This is a genomic window from Polymorphospora sp. NPDC050346 (assembly GCF_040655695.1).
In the GTDB taxonomy this organism is placed as follows: Bacteria; Actinomycetota; Actinomycetes; order Mycobacteriales; family Micromonosporaceae; genus Polymorphospora; species Polymorphospora lycopeni.
Window position 1 is genome coordinate 1 of record NZ_JBFAKM010000003.1, and the last position, 20898, is coordinate 20898.

The 20898-nt window shown below is 73.8% G+C and carries 10 protein-coding genes; 2 read left to right on the top strand and 8 right to left on the bottom strand.

All coding sequences use genetic code 11. The annotated features are described in order from the left end of the window. Positions 1 to 83 precede the first annotated feature (83 nt). A complete protein-coding gene (locus tag AB0I42_RS04585; protein WP_357534158.1) occupies positions 84 to 1847 on the top strand; it encodes a GAF domain-containing sensor histidine kinase in 1764 nt (587 codons plus the stop codon). Positions 1848 to 2380: 533 nt separating this feature from the next. Here the strand turns inward: AB0I42_RS04585 and AB0I42_RS04590 are convergent. The 5 genes from AB0I42_RS04590 to AB0I42_RS04610 form a co-directional block, all read right to left on the bottom strand. Then, positions 2381 to 3019 carry a response regulator transcription factor gene (locus AB0I42_RS04590; protein WP_357534160.1) on the bottom strand — a complete coding sequence of 213 codons (639 nt, stop codon included), beginning with the start codon at positions 3017 to 3019 and terminating at the stop codon, positions 2381 to 2383. Next, the gene (locus AB0I42_RS04595) at positions 3016 to 6531 is read right to left on the bottom strand and encodes a DUF87 domain-containing protein (protein WP_357534162.1); all 3516 of its coding nucleotides are present in this window, start codon (positions 6529 to 6531) and stop codon (positions 3016 to 3018) included. The genes AB0I42_RS04590 and AB0I42_RS04595 overlap by 4 nt, the downstream gene beginning before the upstream one ends. Continuing rightward, complete coding sequence (locus AB0I42_RS04600; protein WP_357534163.1) at positions 6528 to 7208, bottom strand: hypothetical protein; 681 nt, start codon at positions 7206 to 7208, stop codon at positions 6528 to 6530. The genes AB0I42_RS04595 and AB0I42_RS04600 overlap by 4 nt, the downstream gene beginning before the upstream one ends. Next, on the bottom strand, positions 7205 to 8260 hold the full coding sequence (locus AB0I42_RS04605) for a DUF559 domain-containing protein (RefSeq protein ID WP_357534164.1): 1056 nt from the start codon (positions 8258 to 8260) through the stop codon (positions 7205 to 7207). Before AB0I42_RS04605 ends, AB0I42_RS04600 begins: the two co-directional genes overlap by 4 nt. A gap of 234 nt (positions 8261 to 8494) precedes the next feature. Next, complete coding sequence (locus AB0I42_RS04610) at positions 8495 to 9454, bottom strand: winged helix-turn-helix domain-containing protein (RefSeq protein WP_357534166.1); 960 nt, start codon at positions 9452 to 9454, stop codon at positions 8495 to 8497. 120 nt (positions 9455 to 9574) lie between these two features. On the opposite strand from AB0I42_RS04610, the gene AB0I42_RS04615 reads away from it, so the two are divergent. Continuing rightward, positions 9575 to 10498, top strand: a complete 924-nt coding sequence (locus AB0I42_RS04615; protein ID WP_357534168.1) for a superoxide dismutase — start codon at positions 9575 to 9577, stop codon at positions 10496 to 10498. 104 nt (positions 10499 to 10602) lie between these two features. On the opposite strand, the gene AB0I42_RS04620 is transcribed toward AB0I42_RS04615, so the two are convergent. Genes AB0I42_RS04620 through AB0I42_RS04630 form a run of 3 tightly spaced genes read right to left on the bottom strand, consistent with a single transcriptional unit; the run spans position 10603 to position 20887 of the window. Further along, the gene (locus tag AB0I42_RS04620) at positions 10603 to 18243 is read right to left on the bottom strand and encodes an amino acid adenylation domain-containing protein (RefSeq protein WP_357534170.1); all 7641 of its coding nucleotides are present in this window, start codon (positions 18241 to 18243) and stop codon (positions 10603 to 10605) included. A 5-nt stretch (positions 18244 to 18248) separates the two neighbouring features. Beyond that, entirely contained in the window at positions 18249 to 19304 is a 1056-nt protein-coding gene (locus tag AB0I42_RS04625; RefSeq protein WP_357534172.1) for a hypothetical protein, read from the bottom strand. After that, positions 19301 to 20887 (bottom strand): MBL fold metallo-hydrolase, encoded by a 1587-nt coding sequence (locus AB0I42_RS04630; RefSeq protein WP_357534173.1) that lies wholly within the window; start codon positions 20885 to 20887, stop codon positions 19301 to 19303. The genes AB0I42_RS04625 and AB0I42_RS04630 overlap by 4 nt, the downstream gene beginning before the upstream one ends. Between the last annotated feature and the right edge of the window lie 11 nt (positions 20888 to 20898).

Sequence of the window (20898 nt, forward strand, 5' to 3'; positions counted from 1 at the left end):
GACGGGGGCCGGTCGGGGCACACCGACCGGCCCCCGTCCACGCGGGTCCTCCGTCGCGGGCGACGGTCGATAGGATCATCGGGATGGGTGCACCCGCAGAACCGGAAAGCCGCGAGACGCCGTCGCTGGGCCTGACCCCGCTGTCCCGGGTACGCCTCGACGAACTGCTGCGGGAGATGCTCGACCGGGTCGGCGAGGTGGTCGCCAGCCGGGAACGGCTGCGGGCCCTGCTGGACGCGGTGGTCGGCATCGGCACCGACCTCGACCTGCGCAGCACCCTGTCGCGCATCGTCACCGCCGCCTGCGAACTCGCCGGCGCCCGCTACGGCGCCCTCGGCGTCGTCGGTCCGGACCGGCAGCTCACCGAGTTCATCACGCACGGCCTCAGCCCGCAGGAGCACGCCGCCATCGGCGACCTGCCGCACGGACGGGGCGTGCTCGGCCTCCTCATCGAGGACCCCCGCCCGGTCCGGCTGCCGGACATCACCCGGCACCCCAGGTCGTACGGCTTCCCGGCCAACCACCCGCCGATGCACAGCTTCCTCGGCGTGCCGATCCGGATCAGGGACACCGTGTTCGGCAACCTCTACCTCGCCGAGAAGCAGGGCTCCCGCGAGTTCACCGACGACGACGAGGAGATCATGACCGCGCTCGCCGCGGCCGCCGGCGTCGCGATCGAGAACGCCCGGCTCTACGCCGTCGCCAGCCGTCGCGAACGCTGGCTGGCCGCCGCCGCCGAGATCACCTCGGTGCTGCTCGGCGAGGTACGGCGTACCGACGCACTGGCGCTGGTGGCGCGGCGGGCCCGGGAGGTCGCCGAGGCCGAGATGGTGCTGGTGCTGCTCTACGACGAGGAGGCCGAGCGGTTCACCGTCGAGGTCGTCGACGCGGAGCCGGCGCCCGGCGACCGGGCCACGCCGACGGACGACGGGGTACGCCGGGGCACCGGCCTGGTCGGGGCGGTGCTGCCGGCCTCCGACACCACGTTCTCGGCATCGGTGACCCGGCGCGAGCAGGTGCTGGTCGACAGCCTCGCGGCGGCGGCATCCTGGCCGGAGCCGGTGAGCGCGGGGCCGGCCGTGATCGCGCCGCTGGCCGCCGGCGAGACCCTGCACGGCGTACTCGTCGTCGCGCACCAGCCCGGCCGGCAGCCGCGCACCGACGACGACGCCCCACTCCTGGCCAGCTTCGCCGGCCAGGCGGCGCTGGCCATGGAACGCGCCCGCGCCGAGGAGGAACGCGAGATGCTGGTGGTCCTCGAGGACCGCGAACGCATCGCCCGCGACCTGCACGACGTGGTCATCCAGCGGCTGTTCGCCACCGGGCTGCACCTGCAGAGCACGATGCCGCTGGCCGGTTCCCGGCCGGAACTGGCCAGCCGGATCAACGCCGCCGTCGACGACCTCGACTCGACGATCCGCGACATCCGCCGGGCCATCTTCGAGCTGCGTACGCCGGCGACCGCGGAACTGCGTACGGAGATCACCGAGGCGGTCCGGGCCAGCGCCGGGTCGTTCGGGTTCCGGCCGGCCCTGGAACTGGACGGTCCGATCGACAGCGCGGTGCCGGACGCGGTCCGGCCCGACCTGCTCGCGGTACTGGGCGAGGCGCTGTCCAACGCCGTACGGCACGCCCGGGCCAGCCGGGTCACGGTGACGGTCCGGGTCGCCGCGGGCCGGCTGACGGTCGAGGTCGTCGACGACGGGATCGGCTGCGACCCGCGCAAGGCCCGGGGCGGGCTGGTCAACCTCGGCGAACGCGCCCGCCGCCACGGCGGCCACTTCGAGGTCGCCGCGGCCAGCCCTCAGGGCACCCGCCTCCACTGGACCATCCCCCTCCCCACCTGACCCGCCCCGCCCCACTCACTCCCCGACCCGCCCGGCCCGGCTCGGCTCGTCGATCAAGGAGTTGTTGGGCGGGGAAGCGGGCGAAACGGGCATGGTTTGTCCTCGGTCAACACGCCGAGCAGGTCGGTGGCGGTGGCGTTGACGCCGCGCATGAGGACGCCTGTCGAGGAAGTGCCGCATGGCGGACGCCTGGATCGGCACACGGTCACGGGTGCCGACGGCGGATTCCGACCGGTGCCGGTCCGGAGCAGGATGCTGTCGCGGCCCACAGCGAATTCGGCGTAGCCACAGCGAATTCGCTGTGGGGCGCGACGGCGGTACCCGGACGCCTGGACTCCACGGCCGGGCCGCCTCGATCGTCTGTCGCTCAGCCGGTCGACACGCCGTCCCGGGAACGCCTGAACCGCAGACGATCACGACCCCGTGTCGACCAAGGAGCAGTCGCGGGACAAACCACTGGCCGGGCGCCAGGCCCGACACGACTTGTCCCTGATCTGCGCACAGCCCGACGCGATGGGCTCAGTGGCGGAAACTCAGCGCCGGGGACCGAGGAGGCGGGTGGCGAGCACCGCCGCCTGGGTACGCCGCTCCAGGCCGAGCTTGGCGAGCACGCTCGAGACGTAGTTCTTGACGGTCTTCTCGGCCAGGAACATCTTCGCCGCGATCTCCCGGTTGGTCAGCCCGTCGGCGACGTGCTCGAGGATGCGGCGCTCCTGCTCGGTCAGCGAGTCGAGTTCGCGCGGCCCCTCGACGCCGCCCCGGATGCGTTCGAGGACCCGCTGGGTGACGGCCGGGTCGAGCAGGGACTGGCCGGCGGCGACCCGGCGGACCGCGTCGACGAGGTCGGTGCCGCGGATCTGCTTGAGGACGTACCCGGCGGCGCCGGCCATGATCGCGGCGAACAGCGCCTCGTCGTCCTCGTACGAGGTGAGGATCAGGCCCTTGATCGACGAGTCGATGGCGCGGACGTCCCGGCACACGTCGATGCCGTTGCCGTCGGGCAGCCGGGCGTCGAGGATCGCCACGTCCGGACGCAGGGCCGGGATCCGGCGGGCCGCCTCCGGCGCCGAACCGGACTCACCGACCACCTCGATGTCTCCGGCGCTGTGCAGCAGGTCGGCCAGGCCACGGCGGACCACCTCGTGGTCGTCGAGCAGGAACACACGGATCATCCTCCGTTTCTACCTCCTGTCCCCCGCTCCTGCACAGGGGCGAAGGTCCCGTCCCGGGCCCGCAGCAGGACCTCCTCGACCGTCAGCGGGCTGCGCGGATGGTGACTCAGGCACAACGGCGCCTGGATCCGCTCGAACTCGGTGCCGTCGACGGCGGTGTAGAACTGACCGGTCCGCAGCCGCGAGATGTCGGATACGTCGCTGCCCTTGGCCTGCGCCATCTCCCGTGCGGCCGCGATCTGGGCCGGCGCGTTGAGCAGCCCGAAGAACTGCGTGGCGGCGTTGCCGGGGATCCGGTTGTGCAGGCCCTTCGGGGCCTGGGTGGCGAAGACCAGCCCGAGGCCGTACTTGCGGGCCTGTGACGCCAGGGCCAGGGTGCTCTGCGTGCAGGCGGTCATCGGCCCGCTCGGCGCCAGCGTCTGGGCCTCGTCCATCACGAAGAGGCCGCCGAGCGGGCGGTCGCCGGCCGGGTTGCGTTTGATCCAGGCGAACAGCGCCATCTGCAGCTGGTTGACGAAACCCTGCCTCCGGTCGTCGCCGGGCAGGCCGACCAGGCTGATCACCGACACCCGGGCCCGCTTGCCGGGCGGCGGGGTGAGCAGCAGGCCGGGGTCGACCGGGGTGCCCTCCCCGCCGAAGAGCGGATCGTTGACCATGGCCGCGGTCAGGTTCTGCGCCAGTTCGCCGGCGATCTTCTCGGCGTTGTCGAGGTCGATCACCCCGTCGGGCAGCGCGGAGAGCAGCCCGACCAGCCCGGGCAGGGTGCTGCCGCCGCGGCGGCCGAAGTACTCGACCGCCTTGCGCAGCACCGCCTGCCCCAACTGCGCCTTCTGGGTCCGGCCGTCGAGCCGCAGGCGGGGCGCGATCGACGCCACCGCCGCCTCCACCGCCTCGCCGAACTCGTCGGCGTCGTCGACGACGCTGCGGAAGTCGGGCAGCGGTTGGAAACTCAACGGCCGGCCGCCGGACCGTCGGGGCGTCCAGACGACCACGTCGGTGCCCGCCAGGTAGTCCGCCGCCCGCGCCGCGTCGCCGGCCGCCCACCCGTGCGGCGGCTCCGGCCACGGGTCGCCGAGCCGGGCCAGGTCGTTGTTGGGGTCGAGGACGATCGACGAGACGCCGTGCAGCGCGCACTCCTCGACCAGCCGGCGGATCAGCACCGTCTTGCCCGACCCGGAGCCGGCGAAGATCGCGGTGTGCTTGCGCAGCGCCTCCAGTGCGACCCCGACCGGCCGTCCGGCCTCCGCCGTCTCCCCGCCGGTCGACCGGCCGAGAAAGACCGTCGCAACGGCACCGTCCGCCGTCGGCCCCGTCGGACCGGGTACGGGCACACCGCCGCCCGCCCGACGCGGATCCGTCGCGCCGTCGCCCGCTGCCGGCGGACTTCCCGGCCCCGCGTCGCCCGCGTCCGCTGCCGGCTCCGGTCCGCGCTGGACCGGGATCGCCGCACCACGGTCGACCGGCGCACCACCGTCGACCGGCGCGCCCGCGTCACCGCCCGGGCCGACCCCGGCCGGCGCGTCGGTGGCCGGACCACCGCCGTCGACCGTCGTTGGGGCAGGGCCGGCGACGGGGGCGTACTCACTGGTTTCGTACCCGGTCAGCCGGGCGGACGCCGGCGCCGGCACCACCGCGCGGACCGTGGCCGGAGCCGGGTCGGCGGCCGGCGCGGGTACGGCACCGGCCAGCGCCCCGGCCAGCAGCGACACCCGGCCGGTCGGCCGGCGGGACGCCAGCCAGGCCCGCAGCCCCGGCGAATCGTCGGCGAGCAGCCGGCGCAGCGCCGCCAGGATCCGCAGGTCGGCGGCGGGCATCGGCAGGGTGCGGCCGCCAGCGGCCTCGAACGCGGCGACCGTCTTCGTGGTCGCCGGCCCGCTCGACCAGGCGTGGTCGCGCAGCAGGAACAGCCGCCGCTTGGCCACCCCGGCGTCGAGCCCGGCCATCGTGGCCGCGGCCCGGATCCGGTTCAGCGCGGCGGTCGCGTGCTGGGCGCCGACCGCCCGGAACGCCCAGTGCTCCTCGTCCTCGGTGGACTCGTCGAGACTGCGCCGCAGCCGGGCGTGCAGCGGCGGGTTCGCCGTGCCCGGTGGCGGGTCCTGGCTGAATGCCCGCCCGGCGTCGCCCTGCTCGGCGATCCACGCGGTGAGGCCGGCGGCGAGCAGGGCCGGTACGGTCTCGTCCTCGGTCTTCGACGCGAGCGCCCGCTCGACCTCGGTGGTCACGGCCGGGTCGTCGACGAGCGCGGCGAGCCGGGTGTCGAGCGCGGCGAGGTCGTCGGCGGTGGCCGGGTCGCCGGCGGGGGCGGCCGGGCCGGCGTCGGCCGGTGCCGCCGGGCCGAGCCGGTCGAGGACGGTGACCTGGCCGGCGCGCAGGCAGTCCTGGACGTGCGCGTCGATCCTGATGAGCAGTTGGCGGGGCGTGTAGTCGGGGGCGTCCTCGAACGCCGACGGGTCGACCGGCCACGTCGGGTACGGCGGCTGGAAGCCGATCTCGGCGAACTTGGCGGCGAACCGTTTGCCGATCAGGGCCTGTCCGACCGCGGCGCTCGGGATGCCCCTGAGCTGGATCGCCTCACGGAACCGGTCGCGTACGGTGTCGGTGGCGTTGTCCCTGATCAGCGCCCACGAGGCGGGCAGGCAGGCGACGACGGTCAGGGTACGGCGGGTCACCTCGCGCAGCGACATCAGCCCGCCGGCGACCTGCTCGAGGGCGAGGGCGTCACCGGGGTCCAGCGGCCCGTGGGCGGCGGTGGAGCGCAGCGACTGCGCGATGAGCGTGTCGATCTGGTCGACCGCGATGATCGTCGGGCCGGTCAGCGCCAGCAGGCGGGAGATGTCCTGGACGATCCGCTCCGGCGGCGGCAGGTCGCGCCGCATCCCCCAGGCGGCCCGCTCGCCGGGCACCGTTTCCTCGACCGAGTTGAGGTAGGCCTGGCCGAGGTCCTGGGCGGCGAAGTCCTCGGCGGCGTAGAGGACCAGGGCGCGGGCGGTCTGCTGGCAGTCCCGGCCGACGTCGCCGTCGTGGCGGCGCAGCGCGCCGATGAACGTGTCGAGGTGCGCCGGGGTGATCGGGGTCTCGCCGGCGACGGCGCGCCGTACCGTGCGGGGCACGCCGACCAGCGAGGCGAGCCGGCGCAGGAAGACCCGGACCTGTCGGTCGGCGCCGCCGCCGGTGCGGGACAGGCTCTCCAGCACCGACTGCACCGTGGTGGTCCAGAAGGTGGCCGGGTTGAGGAGACTGACCAGGACGAAGTAGCCGTCGAGGGCCTGGGCCTTCTCGCGTACCCAGCCGAGCAGGTGGGTCTTGCCGGCGCCCTTCTGCCCCTGCACGACCACCCCGATCGGGCTGGAACCGGGGCTGTCCCGGGCGTCGGCGAGCCCGTCGAGAACGGTGCGTACGACGTCGCGGTGCAGGTCCTCGACGTGGTAGCGGGACGGCTGCCACAGGTCGTCGGGGGTGGGCGCCCAGTTGAACCGCAGCGCGGCGAGAGCGGCGTGTTCCTCCTCGGTCATCGGTTGCCGATCGCCAGGAGGTGCTTCTCCTGGTCGCCGATGATCACCGCCGCTGCCCGGTCGGCGGTGGACAGGCTCTTCTGGTTGGACTCCGGCACGATGTGCACGTCGGGCAGCCGGTACATGTGCCGTAGCGCCCGGTCGACGTCGGCGCGGGGCAGGTCGTCGACGTCGGCCCGGATCCGGGTCAGGCTGACCCAGGTGCCGGGGGTGCCGGCGAGGTCGGCGTACGCGGTGCGGATCCGGGCCTCGGCGTCGTCGGCGGCCGGGGCCGGGGCGGTGCGCGGGGTCGGCACCGACCCGGCCGGGGCTGGGGCCGGGACGTCCTCGGCGCGGTGGAAGACGTCGGCGAGGCTCAGGCCGGCCCGGTCGAGGTGCCGGGGCAGGTTCGCCAGGACCGCGTAGAGCGCGCCGGCCGCCGACCCGGACCGGGGCGGCAGTTCGGCGCCGAGGTGGCCGACACACCAGGCCCAGCCGCGCTCCTCCAGCAGGTGCGCGAACGCCCGGCCGTGCCGGCGGCTGCTGACGTACCGCAGGTCGTTGAGCCGGGTCCGGCTCCTGCCGTCGAGGGTGAGGCCGTACCGCTGCTTCAGCTCGGGATTGGACACCTCCCGCGCCTCGGCCATCAGGGTGATCATGACGGCCTTCTCCGGCAGGGACAGCTTCTCGTCGGTCATTGCGGTTGTCCTTCCAACATGGACCGGCGGCGACCGAGGAGGAACCGCTCGATCTGCGCCGCGACCACACGCACGTCGTGGAGCACCTGGGCGTTGGTGAAGCGGAGGACAGCGTAGCCGTCCAACTGGAGCCGCACATCCCGCTGCCGGTCGGCCGCGAACCGCACCGCCGACCGGTGTTCCGGCCCGTCGATCTCGACGACGCACCGTTCGGCGGACCACAGCAGGTCCACCCGGACGGGTGGGGCCAGCCCGGACCGGTACGTCGGATTCCAGGTCCGCCCGGCGGCCCAAGTGGTCGCCGACAGGGCGGCCTCGAGCGCCAGTTCGGCCGGGCTGTCGGCGCGGGGGCGCCCGGCGACCGCCGGTACGACCAGCCCGCCGGTCACGGCGGGGCGGTTGGTCACCGCCGGGCCGGGCGCCGGGTCTGGCCGGGCCATCGGAGGCTCGCCGGGCAGCGGTACGGTCACGGCCGGCAGATGGTCCACCGTGGCCGGTACGGCGCCGGTGAACCACACCCCGAACCCACCCCGGGCGGCGAGCCACTCCCCCGCCGCGACCAGCGTCTCCGCCTCCTTAACCGGCGACTCCCCGGGCACATCGACGACGACGGCGGTACGGGTACGACCGAACGTCGCGGCGAACACCCGGGCGAGTCCGGTGGCCCGTACCTCGACGGCGAACCGGCTGGCGACAGAGGGCCGCGGTGGCCGGACTCGGGTCGGCGCACCTGGTCCGATGCCCGGGTCGCCGGCCGGTGGCCGCCGCCGGGTGAGCGCCGCCGCGGCCAGGTCGGCGAGGAAGGGTCCGAAGTGGTCGGAGGTGGCGGCGGCCTGCCGGGCGAGGACGCGTACCGCCGCGGTGTCGGCGCCGCCGGCTCCGGTGATGCCGGCGGCAGCGGGCAGCCAGGCCGGAAACAGGTCGAGGGCCGCCCGTTCCAGTTCGGCGAGGATCGCGTCGACCAGCACGGCCGGCGAGGTGGTCGTGCTGGTCGGGCCGGGCCGGTAGAGCACGATCGTGGGTGCGCCGTCGGGTAGCGGGTCGACCGCCACCGCGACCAGGTCGGCGGACGCGCCGACGAGCCGTACGGCGCGGCCGGTCGGCAGCCGCGCCCACGTCAGTCCGCTGTCCCCCGGCGCCCGAATCCGCCGAGTCTCCCCTCTCCCCGCAGCCGTGACAACCCCGCCCCGCTCGCCGCCGCGAGATCCGCGTGGTCAGGTGCTGCCGCCGGCAACGTGCCGACACGCGGGCCGTCGTCCCTGATCACGCGGATCTTGGGGGTGGGGTCAGATGTGGCCGTCCAGGAGGGCGTGGCCCAGCGGGGTGAGTGTGTGCAACGTCGCCGGGCCGAGCCGCCGGGTCGTGACCAGTCGGGCGCGCCGCAGCACGCGGGCGTGTTCGCTCGCCGACGCCGCGGAGATACCGAGCCGACCGGCGATCTGGCTGGTGGTGGCACCGTAGCGGACGGCGGCCAGAACCCGGCTGCGGGTACGGCCCAGCGCGTCGGCGAGCCCGTCGGCCACCGCGCCGTCGGCCGCACCCTCCGCGGGGTCGGCGACCGGATAGGAAAGCACCAACGGTCCGTCGGCGCCGGCCGTGATCATGGCGTCGCGTCCCACGAAGGTGGGCTGGAGCACGATCCCCCGGCCGCCGAGGTGGAGATCGCCGTCGCCGCTGTCGACCGGGCAGGTCAGTTCGAGCACCGGTGGGCGCCACACGATGTCGCGGCAGAGGCTGCCGAGCATCCGGTGCAGGCCCTCCTCGGTCAGGTCACGGACGCGGGCGGCCCGTTCGGCGGCGATCCGGCGGGCCGCCTGGTCGGCCTCGGGGGCGACGAACGCCTCGTACGCGGTCCGCAGGCCCCGGGTCAGCGCGGTGAGCGCCGCCGGGTCACCGTCCGCGAGCCGGCGGCTGTACGCGGTGTCGCGCACCCCGGCCAGGTCGGCCCGGAGCCGGTGTCGGGGCGTGGCCCGGACGGCCTCGATCCCGGCGTCGAGGTCACCGTGGTGTCCGGTGACCGGGGTGAGGAAGTCGGGGGTGTAACCGTAGACCGAGACCAGGCAGAGAGCCGGCCGCAGTGCGCCGCCGAGTCCGTGGTCGACGAGTCGGTGGTAGCGGCGGCGGAGCCGCTCGTCGGTGCCGCCCCGCAGCGCGCGCATCGCGTACTGTGCCTCGAGCAGCGGATCGGGCACCGCCCGGACCACCACCCGGGCCAGGTCGGCCACGGTGAGATGTAGGCGCAACATCGACACATATTGTCGTCCGGGGAGGTCACGGACCGATTACGGTAACGGCCTGATCACGACGCTTCGGCCAGGGCCGAATCACCGGGGCTCCGCCCGACGCCGGGCGGCATGGTCGGTCGCATGCATCGTCGTCATTTTCTCACCGGTATGGCCGGCGCGGCCGCCGTACCCGTGCTGGGCGGTCCCGACCGCCACCGCAAGCCGACCACCTACGTCGTCTCCGACGAGCCCGGGGTCACGCCGGAGGGGATCGCGGTTGCCCGGGACGGGCACCTGTACGTCACCAGCGTGTCCACGGGCGCCGTCTACCGGGGGCACGTCCGTAGGCCCCGGATGGAACTGTTCCTGCCCGGCGGCGGCGACGGCCGGACCGCGGCGGCCGGTATCCACACCGACGCGGCGGGACGGATCTTCGTGGCCGGCTACAACTCCGGCGCGCTGTTCGTGTACGCCCCGTCCGGTCACCTGATCGCCCGCCGGACGGCCGAGACACCCGGCGCCGCGCTCAACGACCTGGTGGTGACCCACGACGCGGTGTATGTCACCGACTCGGCGACCGGCACCGTCCACCGCGCGTCGTGGGGCCGCGGCACGCTCGGGACGCTGCGGCCGTGGCTGACCCCCGACCGCTTCGACCCGGCACCGTCGTTCCTCAACGGAATCGTCTCGACCGGCCGCCACCTGCTCGTGTCCGACCAGGGCACCGAGGTGCTGCACCGGGTCACACCGGGGCGCCGAGAGGTGGTCCCGGTACGGACCTCGGCGACGATGGCCGGCGACGGGCTGCTGCTGGAGGGACACCGGTTGCACGCCGTGGTCAACCACGCGGACGGCGCCGGCGGTGTGACGTTCACGGTGCGCACGGCACTGCTCTCGCCGGACGCGGCCAGCGGCCGGGTGGTCGCCGAGAGCGGGACGGCGACGTCCGCCGAGACGCCGACGACGATCGCCCGTGACGGCGACCGGCTGCTGTGGGTCAACAGCCAGATATTCAGTCCTGCCCCGGCTGCGCCGTACACGGTCACCGTCGTACCCCGGGGGTGACCGCCGTCCCGGACCTCCATACGAGATCCGCGTGATCAGGGACTGCGGCGGGCGACCCGCCGCCGACTCGCGGGACTTGATCCCTGATCACGCGGATCTCGGGGTCAGGAGGATGTTCTGAGGTGGGTCAGGAAGAGGGCGAAGTCCTTCTGGTGGATGGGCGGGATCTCGCCGCCGTGGCGGGCCCACCAGGTCGGGACCGGCGGGACGTAGTCGTCGTCGAGGGCGTCGACCTCGAAGTTGTCCCGTTCCCGGGGCAGCAGCATCAGCAGCGGGTTCAGGCGTTCGCCGCCCGGCTCCCGGCTGCGCGCCACCAGCGCCTCCCGCCAGCTGGGGTAGTTCGTCTCCGCCAGCGGGTGGCCGGCCGCCGCCAGCCAGTCGCGCATCTGCCGCCACGTCACCTGGTGCGGGCTGATCAGGTGATAGCAGCCGCCGATCGCGTCCGGGCGGCCGGCGATGTCGACGATGCCGGCGGCGACCCGGTCGACCGGGGTCAGCGTCATCGAGTAGTCGAAGTCCGGGGCGGCCCCGACCTCGACCGCGGCGGCGATCAGCCGGTTGAACTGGTCGGCCGTGTTGGACGTGCCGGTGACGGTGTCCCAGGAGACCTTCGCCATCCGGTGGATGGTGGTCGGCAGGCCGTGCCGGGACGCCTCGCGGACCAGGTTCTCGGCGACCCACTTGCTCTGGCCGTAGCCGTTGGACATCGACGACGGCGGCTCGACCTGGAGGCTGGACTCGTCGATCCACTCGTCGAACGCGTCGGCCTTGAAGATCGACATCGTCGACACGTGGTGCAGCGTCGTGGTCGGGCCGGTGCAGGCCAGCCGGATGATCTCCCGGGTGCCGTCCACGTTGGTCCGTCGCATCGCCTGGTAGGGATGGACGGCGTTGACGTCGGCGCCGTTGTGGTAGATGGCGCCGAGGGTGCCGGCCAGTTCCGCGAACCGCTCGGGGGCCAGCCCGAGGTGGGGCGCGCCGAGGTCGCCGGCGATCACGTCGACCCGGCTCTCGACCTGCGGGTGGTACGCCGACCAGCGGTGCAGCGCGGCGACCAGCCGTTCCCGGGCCTGCTCGTCGGAGGTGCCGCGGACCAGGCAGACGACCCGGTTCGGGATCCGGTCCAGCAGTTCGCGCAGCAGGAACGCGCCGACGAAGCCGGTCGCGCCGGTGAGCAGCACCGGCCCGGTCGGGTCGGCCGGCGGTCCGGCCGGCCGGATCGCCGGGTCGAGCACCGAGTCGGCGCGCAGCATCCGGTCCAGTTCCTCGGTGCCGCCGCCGAGCAGGTGCCGGGCGAGTTGGGCGATCGTCGGGAAGGCGATCGCGTCCATCGGTGACATGGTCAGGCCCAGGTCGGCGGAGGCGGCGACCACCCGCAGCCCGCTCAGCGAGTCGGCGCCGAGGTCGAGCAGGTCGTCGTGGATACCGATCCGCTCGACGCCGAGGACCCGTTCCCAGATCTCGCAGAGCCGCCGCTCGGTCGCGGTGCGCGGGGCGACGAACTCGGTGCCGAGGTCGGCGCGGGCGCCGTCCGGGGACGGCAACGCCTTGCGGTCGACCTTGCCGGCGGCGCTGCGGGGCAGCGCGTCGAGCAGCACGAACGTGGCCGGGACCAGGTAGTCGGGCAGGGTCTCGCGCAGGAAGTCGCGCAGGGCGGTGCTCGACGGCTGCTCGCCGGTGCCGGCGGCGTACGCGACGAGGCGCCGGTCGCCGTCGGGGTCGGTGTGGGCGACCACGACCGCCTCGGTGACGAAGGGGTGGGCCAGCAGTCGGGTCTCGATCTCGCCGGGCTCGATCCGGTAGCCGCGGATCTTGATCTGGTCGTCGGCCCGGCCGAGGAACTCCAGGTCGCCGTCGGCGCGGTAGCGGGCCAGGTCACCGGTGCGGTAGAGGCGGGCGCCGGGCCGGGTGGCGTACGGGTCGGGGACGAACCGTTCGGCGGTCAGTTCGGGCCGGCCGTGGTAGCCGCGGGCCACCCCGGCACCGCCGATGAACAGTTCGCCGGTGGCGCCGACCGGCACCGGCTGGAGGTTGCGGTCGAGCACGTAGAGGCGGGTGTTGTCGATCGGGCGGCCGATCGCGACCGGCTGGGTGCGGTCGACGCCCTCGGGTACGTCGTAGACGACACAGCCGACGACGGTCTCGGTCGGCCCGTACTCGTTGACGATCCGGGTCGACGGGGCCAGCTCCTGCCAGGCGAGGACGGTCTCCAGCGGCAGCTGCTCGCCGCCGACGACGAAGGTGCCGACCGAGTCGACGGTGCCGCCGGCCGGCAGCAGCCCGCGCAGCACGTCGAGGTGGCCGGGGGTCAGCTTGACCAGGTCGAGCCGGCCGGGGGCGGCGAGCATGCCGGCGACCGCCTCGACCTCGCCGCCGGGTGGCAGCAGGGTGACCGGGCGGCCGGCGACCAGCGGCACCAGCAGGTTGGTGACGGCCAGGTCGAAGGCGATCGACCCGAGCATCGGGGCGCCGGTGCCGTCCGGTCCGGTGTAGGCACCGACCGCCCAGGTCAGGTAGTTGTGCAGGCCGCCATGGGTGATCATGACGCCCTTGGGGCGGCCGGTGGAGCCGGAGGTGTAGATGGCGTAGACGAGGCTGTCCGGGCCGGCGGTGCGGGTGACGGCCGGCCCGTCCGCGGCGGCGATCTCCGGCCAGTCGGCGTCGAGGTTGAGCACCTGTCCCATGAACGGTGGCAGGTCGTCGGCCAGCCGCTCCTGGGTGAGCAGGACCGACACCCCGGCGTCGCGCAGCACGTACGACAGCCGTTCGGTCGGGTGCGCCGGGTCCAGCGGCAGGTAGGCGGCGTCGGCCTTGACCACGCCGAGGACGGCGACCAGCATCTCCAGGCCGGGCTCGGCGCAGATGCCGACGAACTGCTCCGGCCCGACGCCGAGCCCGCGCAGGTGCCGGGCGAGCCGGTCGGCCCGGCCGTCGAGTTCGGCGTAGCTGACGGTCGTACCGTCGGCGAGGACGGCGGCGGTCGCCGCCGGGGCGGCGGCCACCTGGCGCTCGAAGAGGGTGGCGAGGTCGGTCGCCGGTCGCGGTACGGCGGTGTCGTTCCACTCGGTGACCAGCCGGCGGCGCTCGTCGGCGGGCAGGTAGGTGGCGAGCGCGTCGCCGTCGGGGTCGGCGGCCATCTCGGTGAGGACCAGCCGGTACATGGCGGCGAGCCGCTCGCCGTTGGCGCGGCTGACCGCGTCGGGGTGCATCCGCAGGTTGATCAGGCCCTGTCGGAAGACGGTGGTGGAGAGCTTGAACTCGATCTGGCTGTCGTCGATGCTGGCCGCGAAGTCGACCAGGTCCATGTCGACGGTGCGGAAGTCGAGGTAGTTGAACATGACGTCGACCAGGCGCCGGTTGGCGGACAGTTCGCGCTGCATGGCCGGCATCGGGTAGCGCCGGTGCGGCCAGAGTTCGATCTCCTGGGCGAAGACGTCCTTGACCAGTTGGCGCCAGGTCGGCGCGGTCAGTTCGAACGGGAACGGGACGGTGTTGAGGAACAGGCCGTAGAGCCGGTCGGCGTTCGCGACCTCGGGGCGGGTGTCGCAGACGAGGCCGCCGAAGAACCGGCGCTCGTCGGTCAGCATGCTCATCACCTTGAGGTGCGCGGCGTGCAGGACCGCCTTGATCGGGACCTCGGCCGCCTTGGCCAGGGCCCGCAGGCCGTCCTCGAGGTCGGCGAACATCACCTCGACGCGTAGCGGGCCGCGCGGGCCGTCACCGGTGGCCCAGCCCGGCGGCAGCGCGAGCCGGGCGGCGCCCTCGACGGTACGGCGCCAGTAGCCGCGGTCGTCCTCGGAGTTGAGTGACGCCTGCTCGGCGGCGATGAAGTCGGCGAACCGGATGCCGAGGTCCTGTGCCGCCTGCGGCGGCTGGCCGTCGCGGATCTGCCGGTAGTAGGTGAGCAGCTCCATCAGGAGCATGTGGTAGCTCCACCCCTCCATGATGGGGTGGCACTCGGTGATGACCAGCGCCCAGGCGGTGTCGGAGCGTACGACGGCGTGCAGCCGCAGCAGGGCCGGGGTGGCCAGGTCGAACAGGTCGGCCCGCTCGGCGGCCATCCGCTGGCGGATCTGTTCGTCCTGCTCGGCGACGGTCAGGTGGCGCAGGTCGGCGGCGCTGGTCGGCAGGTGCGCGGTGCGGTGGATCAGCTGCAGCGGCTGGGAGTAGCCGATCAGGTCGAAGCCGGTGCGCAGCACCTCCTGCCGTTCGACGAGCAGGCGTACGGCGGCCTCGAACGCGGGAACGGAGAACTCGGCGTCGTCGCGGATCTGGTACGTCGTGGCGTTGTGGTAGTAGTTGACCTCGCCGCCGCCCATCATCTCGAAGACCATGCCGGCCTGGAGCATCGAGACCGGGAAGGCGTCCTCGACGTCGGCGGGCAGTTTCCGCCGGTCCTCGTCGGAGATGAGGGCGAACGGCGCGACGCCGGTGCGGGCCCCGGTGACGGCGGGGCGCTCGGCGGCGAGTTCGGCGAGCTTGGCGACGGTCGGGTGGGCGAAGACGTCGTCGACGGCGATGTCGAGGCCGGCGTCGCGCAGGTCGCCGACGAGCGCGACGGCCGACAGGGAGTCGCCGCCGAGGTCGAAGAAGTCGTCGTCGACGCCGACCTCGGCGATGCCGAGCACGGTCCGCAGGACGGCGGCGACCTGCTCCTCGGCGGCGGTACGCGGTGCCACCAGCTCCGATTCGGTGGAGGTGGCGGCCCGGTCCGGGTCGGGCAGCGCGGCGAGGTCGGTCTTGCCGTTGCTGGTCAGCGGCAGTTCGGTCAGCGCCACCAGGTGGGTGGGGACCATGTATTCGGGCAGGGCGGTGGCCAGCATCGCGCGCAGGTCGGCGATCGGCAGCGCGTCGGGGTTGGTGGTGACGACGTACCCGACCAGGGTCTTGCCGGCCGATCCGGTCCCGCGCAGGGTGACCACGGCGTCGCGGACGCCCGGGTGGCGGCGCAGCGCGGCGACGATCTCGCCGGCCTCGACCCGGTAGCCGCGGACCTTGATCTGGTCGTCGACGCGGCCGAGGAACTCGATGTCGCCGCCGGCGAGGACCCGGGCCCGGTCGCCGGTGCGGTAGAGGCGGGCGCCGGGCGGGCCGTACGGGTCGGGGACGAACCGTTCGGCGGTGACCGCCGGCAGGTTGCGGTAGCCGTGCGCGAGCTGGACGCCGCCGAGGTAGAGGTCGCCGACGACACCGACCGGCTGCGGGCGCAGCTCGGCGTCGAGGCAGTAGGCGGTGGTGCCCGGCATGGAGCGGCCGATCGGGAGCAGTTCGGCGACGGCGGCCGGGTCGGCGGGCGGCCCGTCGGCGAAGTACGCGACGTTGGCGACGGTGTTCTCGGTGGGGCCGTACTCGTTGACGAGCCGGGTCTTACCGCCCGCGGCGAGGTCCCACCAGCGGTCGGCGAGCCGGCTGGCGAAGCCCTCGCCGCCGACGACGAGGTGGCCGGCGAGCCGGGCGGCCTGCTCGGCGGTGAGCTGGTGGGTGAGCACGTCGAGGTGGCCCGGGGTCAGCTTGATGAAGCTGAACGGGCCGTCGGCGGCGGCGTCGGCCAGGGCGCGGCCGAGGTCGCCGACGGCGAGGTCGGCCGGGAGCAGGTGGACCGGCTGGCCGGCCAGCAGCGGCAGGTAGAGGGTGGTGACGACCAGGTCGAACGCGGTCGAGGAGAACAGCGGGGCGCCGCGCCCGTCGGTGGTCAGGTAGGCGTCGGCGGCCCAGGTCAGGTAGTTGGCCAGGCCGCGGTGGCTGACCAGCACGCCCTTGGGGCGGCCGGTGCTGCCCGAGGTGTAGATCAGGTAGGCGACCGCGTCCGGGTCCGGCTCCCCCGCCGGGTCGGTGGCGGGTTCGGCGTCGATCGCGGCCCGGTCGGCGTCGACCAGCAGGACGGCGCCGGCGTGGGCGGCGGTGACGCCGGCATGGGCGGTCTGCGTGACGACGAGGGCCGCGCCGGCGTCGCGCAGCACGTAGCCGACCCGTTCGGCGGGGTCGCCGGGGTCGACCGGCACGTACGCGGCACCGGCCCGCCAGACTCCGAGCAGGGTGGGCAGCAGGTCGACGCCACGGCCCAGGCACACGCCGACGACGCTGCCCGGGCCGATGCCGCGCCCGCGCAGGTGGTGGGCCATCCGGTTGGCCCGCTCGTGCAGTTCGGCGTACGTGAGCCGGTCCGGGCCGGCGACGACGGCGGTCTCGTGCGGGCGCTGCCGCGCGTGTTCGGCGACGGCGGCGGTGACCGGGCGCGGCGCCGGCTGGCCGGCGGGGGCCGGGCCGGCACCGAGCAGCAGTTCCCGCTCCCCCGGGGCGAGGATCTCCAGGGCCGACAGGGTGCGCTCGGGGGCCGCCGTGACCGAGTCGAAGAGGGTGAGCAGGTGGCCGGCGAAGCGTTCGACGGTCGCCCGGTCGAACAGCGCGGTCGGGTATTCCAGGACGCCGCGCAGCGACCCGTCGCCCTGCTCGGTCAGCTCCAGCCGCAGGTCGTGCTTGGCGACCGCGCCGACCAGGTCGACGGCCTCGACGTCGAGGCCGGGCATGGTGAACGCGGACGGCGCCGACTCGGCCATGTCGAACATGACCTGGAAGAGCGGGGTGCGGGACCGGTCGCGCTTGCGGTCGACGTCGTCGACGAGGAACTGGACCGGGGCCTCCTGGTGTTCCAGGGCGTCCAGGACCGTACGCCGGTTGGTGCGCAGCAGGTCGGCGAAGGTCGGGTCGCCGGTCCAGGTGGCACGCAGCACGACGGTGTTGAGGAAGAAGCCGATCAGGTTGCGGACCTCGGGGCGGCCGCGGCCGGCGACGGCGCTGCCGACCGAGATGTCCCGCTGGCCGCTGTAGCGCGACAGCAGCACCTGGTAGGCGGTGGCGCCGACGGTGAACAGGGTGGCGTCGTGGCTTCGGCCGAGTTCCCGCAGCCGCCCGGTGAGGTCGGCCGGCACGGTGAACAGCACCCGGTCGCCGGCCCAGTCCCGCTTGGTGGGGCGGGGCCGGTCGGTCGGCAGTTCCAGCGGCGACAGTCCGGCGAGGTGGTCGCGCCAGTAGCCGAGCCGCCGGTCGAGTTCGTCGCCGGCGAGCCGGCCGCGCTGCCAGGCGGCGAAGTCGACGTACTGCACGGCCGGTTCGGGCAGGGCGGGTGCCTGCGGCGAGTCGATGGCGTGCAGGTAGAGGGTGAACAGGTCGTTGATGAACACGCCCATCGACCAGCCGTCGCAGGCGATGTGGTGGAAGACGACGGCGAGCAGGTGCCGGTCCGGGGCGAGCCGGATCGCGTGCACGCGTACCGGGTGTTCCAGGCCGATGTCGAGCGGTTCGGCGGCGTCGGTGGCGGCCAGGTCCAGGGCGCAACGGTCGCGTTCGGCGGCGGGCAGGTCGGTCAGGTCGGTGAACCGGATCGCGGAGCCGGCCGGGGGTGCGTCGATCACCTGGACCGGTTCGGCGTCGGCGAGCTGGTAGCGGGTGCGCAGCACCTCGTGCCGGGTGACCAGCCGGCACCACGCCTCGCCGAGGGCGGCGACGTCGAGTTCGCCGGTGACCCGCAGGACCAGCGGCACCAGGTATTCGGGGCTGCGCGGGTCGAGCATGGTGAGGAACCACAGCCGCTGCTGGCCGAACGACACCGGCAGCCGGCCGCCCCGGTCGACCTGGGGAATGGTGTCCCGGCGGCCGGTCCGCCCGCCGGCGAGCCGCTGGCGGATGAGCGCCTCGCGGCGGGCGTCCGCGTCGTTGCGCGCCGGGTCAGTGATCTCCGCGTTCATCGGTGTCAAATCCCGTCTCGATGCAGGTGGTCGGTGCCGGTGCCGGTGAGCAGGGCGGCCAGCCAGTCGGGGTCGACATCCTCGACCACGCCCTCGCGGACCAGGAAGTCGCCGAGCGTGGCGACGTCCCAGGCCGGGCCGGTCAGGCCGTACGCGGCCGGGCCGCGGGCGGCGACGGCACGGGCGTCGCGCAGTTCGGCCGGGGTCGGTTGGGGCCGCTCGCCACGGTCGTAGCCCGGGTCGAAGGAGGCGAACCCGTCGTCGTTGAAGTTGCGGATGACGGCGCGGACCCGTCCGGCGCCGGTGACGGTGTGCTGGGCGATCGAGGCGATGTTGGAGCCCTGGGCGCTGAGCAGCACGATCTGCGCCCGCTGCCAGGTGACGGCCGGCACCTCGGCGCTGCCGGCCAGCCGCCACAGTTCGCCGATCTCGGCGTCGTCGCACTGGCGGGCGCGCGGGCTGTCGGCGGCCCGGGCGCGCAGCGGCGCCCGGCGGGCGAACCGGCGCGGCACGGTGGTCAGCCGGGCCTGCCAGGTGTGCAGGGCGGGATGCCATTCGAGCTGCACCGGGATCGCCCACTGGTCGAGGCCGGACAGGTCGAGGCCGAGCAGGGCGTCGTACGCGGCGTCGGGCAGTCCGGCCTCGAGCAGTACGCCGTGGCCGCTGTGCGAGTCCTCGAGCTTGACGCCGTGCGGGCGGCCCCACAGTTCCTCGTCGGCCCGCATCGCCTGCAGGGTCCGGACGACGGCGGCGAGGCGCGCCGCCCCGTCGCCGGCGGTGTCCGGCTCCGGGTCGGTTCCGGTGCCGGCGAACGTGTCCAGGAACGGGGCGAGCGGGATGTTGAGCACGATCAGGAACGCCGACGTCGGTGGCGGCCCGCCGTACGAGTGGCCCTCGGCGTACGCGGCCATGCCGCACCCGTCGAACAGCGCCTCCATCCGGTCGACCTCGTCGGCGGTCGGTCCGGTGTCGAGCAGGACCCGGACCTGGAGACGGGCCGCCCCGGCCGGGGCGGCGTCGAGGTCGAAGGGGGCGGCGGTCACCGGGACGGCGGTGTTCACCAGCGCAGCTCCTTGCGGACCAGCAGGTGTTCGGCGTACACGCCGCGCTGCTTGCAGTTGTCGAGGAACTCGGCGACCTGGAGGAGCTGGTACGACTCGGGGGTGTAGCTGGTCGCCATCACGTGCTGGAGCCAGTCCTCCTGGCCCATCGCGTAGACGTACGCCTCCTTGGCGCCGAGCTGGTCGACGATGCCGGTGGCCTGGGCGGCGTTGGAGCCGGACAGCTTGCGGGTGATGGCCATCTTGCGCGGCACCGGCTGGGTGAACAGCGAGCTGTAGAGCCAGGTCAGCGGGGCGCCGTCGCATTCCATGCCGATGAACGCCAGGTCGGTCTCGCCGATCCCGGTCCGCATCCGGCGGTACAGCTCGGACTCCAGCCCGGAGGTGTCGGCGCCGATGAAGACGCCCTTGCCGGCCAGGTGCACCCAGTAGCTGCTCTTGGCCCGGATGTCGAGGTCGCAGTGCTCGCCGAAGAACGGCGCGGCGACGATCCGGCCGCCGTCGAAGGCCAGCTCGTCGAAGTCGTCGACCTCCCGTACGGTGAAGCCGACCTGCTCCAGGTAGAGGCGGATCGACGGGTCCTGCCGGTGCCCGCCGCCGTTGCGGGGCACCACGACGGTGCCGACCTTGTGACGGATCTGGAGCAGCGTCTCCAGCACGACGTGGTCCTGGTGGGCGTGGGTGATCAGGACGTAGTCGATCTTGTCGGGCAGGTCGACGTACGTGAACCGGTCGCCGGCGGCGGGGTTCGAGCTGATGAACGGGTCGACCAGGATGGACACCGACGGGGTCTGCAGCAGGATGCAGGCGTGGCCGAAGTAGCGGATCCGGCCGCCGCCGTCGATGTGCCGGTCGGCGGGCAGGGCCGCGTCGGTGGTGAGCAGGGTGCGCAGCAGCCGCTCCTGCTCGCCGGTGCCGATCTCCAGCGCCTTGCTGATCTCGTCGAAGGAGCGCGGGGCGGTCCGGGTGGCGAACAGCTCGTCGATGCCGGCGTGGTCGAGCCGCAGCGGGAGCTGGAGGTGGTCGGGGTGCTCCAGGCGCGGCGTGCTCAGGATGAACGGCGGCTCGCTGCCGTCGTCGAGCGACAGTTCGATCGCCTCCCGGTCCCGGCGGAAGACCGGGCTGCGGTAGAGCAGCGGCTCCAGGAAGCGCAGCGACGGGTGGTGGTTGACGTCGTAGACCAGCTCGACGTAGCCGCGCAGCTCGGGCGGGAGCTGGGCGTACAGCGGCGACAGGTCGTAGCCGGTGGCCTGGGCGCGCAGCAGGTCCTCGGCGCCCTTGATCGCCCCGGCGAAGGCGAGGGCGGCCGCGTCGTCGCGGGCGATCCGGTCGCGCAGGTCGCGTACCTCGTCGACGCGGGACAGGTCGGCGTTGACGAAGAAGCCGCCCTTCATCTTCGGGTTGGCCACGGCCGCGGCGTGCACCTCGGGGCGCTGCACGAACGAGTCCATGATCGGGAAGAGCAGGTTGGCGAGGTTCATCGCACCGGAGACCGGGGTGTAGACGTGCGTCCAGGCGACGAACTGGTTGACCAGCCCTTCGATGCGGACGTTGGGCTTCACGTACAGCGGTTCGGTGCTCATCGCGTCCTTCC